At 67.4% G+C, this 1738-nt stretch carries 1 protein-coding gene; it reads left to right on the forward strand.

Annotated elements, in window-relative coordinates; genetic code table 11:
* Positions 1–33: 33 nt before the first annotated feature.
* Positions 34–1629 (forward strand): IS21 family transposase, encoded by a 1596-nt coding sequence (gene istA / locus ACFYOB_RS41580; protein ID WP_388570291.1) that lies wholly within the window; start codon positions 34–36, stop codon positions 1627–1629.
* Positions 1630–1738: the final 109 nt, after the last annotated feature.

Consider the following 1738-nt stretch of genomic DNA (forward strand, 5'->3'; position numbering starts at 1 on the left):
TGGTCAGCCCGGATGGCAAGGAGAACGTTCGTCGTGGTCGACATCACCGAGATCTACGTCCACTGGTACGCGGGCCGCTCGAAGAGCGAGCTGGCCGCGTCGCTCGGGGTGGACCGCAAGACGATCAGGAAGTACCTGGAGCCGGTGGAGGCGTCCGGGATCACGCCGGGCGGGCCACCGATGCGCGAGGCCGACTGGGCCAAGCTGATCAAGAGCTGGTTTCCCGAACTCGCTGACCGGCGGCTGCGGCAGATCACCTGGCCTAACATCGACCAGCACCGCGACTACATCAAGAACCTGCTGGGGACGGTGACCGTCTCCACGATCCACCAGCGGCTGCGGGACGAGCACAAGCTAGACATGTCAATCTCCTCGTTCCGCCGTTGGGTGCACGCCACGCTGCCCGATGAGACGACAAGGTCGCAGGTCACGGTCTTGCGCGATGACGTCGAGCCTGGTTCGGAGGCTCAGATCGACTATGGCCACCTGGGCCAGTGGACCAATCCGAAGACCGGCAAGCGCCACCGGATCTGGGCGTTCGTGATGGTGCTGCCGTGCTCGCGGCACATGTTCGTCCGCCCGGTCCTCTACCTCCACCAGCACGCCTGGACCGAAGCCCACGTCGCCGCCTTCCGCTACTTCGGGGGCGTCCCTCGCCGGCTGGTGCCGGACAACCTGCGGACCGGCGTCGACAAGCCTGATCTCTACGATCCGAAGATCAACAAGGCGTATGCCGAGCTCGCCACCCACTACGGGGCCTTGGTCGATCCTGCCCGCGCGGCCCGGCCCAAGGACAAGCCGCGGGTCGAGCGGCCGATGCCCTACATCCGGGACTCGTTCTGGCGGGGGCGGGAGTTCACCTCGATCGAGCACATGCAGGCCGAGGCTGTGACCTGGAGCCAAAAGGTGGCCGGCCGACGGCAGTGCCGACCGCTGCAGGGAGCCGCACCGATGGCGGTGTTCGAGGCCGTCGAAGCCGAGACCCTCCTGCCGCTGCCGCCCACCCCGTTCGTGCTGGCCCGCTGGTCGACGGCGCTGGTCGGGCCGGACATCCACATCAAGGTCGGCCGCACCCTCTACTCCGTTCCCTGGAAACTGATCGGCCGCAGGGTCGACGTCCGCTCGACCGCCACGATGGTGCAGGTCTTCCTCGACGGCGACCTGGTCAAGACCCACGTGGCACTTGAGCAGGGAAAACGAACCGACAGGACCGACTACCCGCCGGAGAAGATCGCCTTCCAGATGCGAACGCCGATCTGGTGCCGGACCCAGGCATCCGAAGTCGGGGACGCCTGCCGGACCGTCGTCGACCAGCTGCTGGAGGTCAACGCGCTCTACCGGCTCCGCGCCGCCCAGGGAATCCTCGGACTGAAGAAGAAGTACGGCGACGCGAGGCTGGAGGCCGCCTGCGCGAGGGCCATCACGGTCGGAGATCCGTCCTACCGCACCATCAAAGGCATCCTGATCGCCGGCACCGAGACCGATCCGGAGCCCGAATCCAGCGGGGACGCGGGAGCCGCGGCATTCCTCCACGGGCCCAAGCGGCTCTTCGCCTCCGTCGCCCCGTCCGAGACGGCGGATGAGATCCGCGACGACCAGGTCCACGGCGAAGCTGAGGGAAGCATCTGATGAGCGTGATGGATTCTGCCCTGCGTGAGTCGCTGAAGTCGCTGCGGCTCTCGGGGATGCTGGAAACCCTCGATGCCCGCCTGGCCCAGGCCCACGGCGGCGAGCTCGG

Source organism: Streptomyces sp. NPDC006463 (genome assembly GCF_042870715.1).
Taxonomy (GTDB): Bacteria; Actinomycetota; Actinomycetes; order Streptomycetales; family Streptomycetaceae; genus Streptomyces.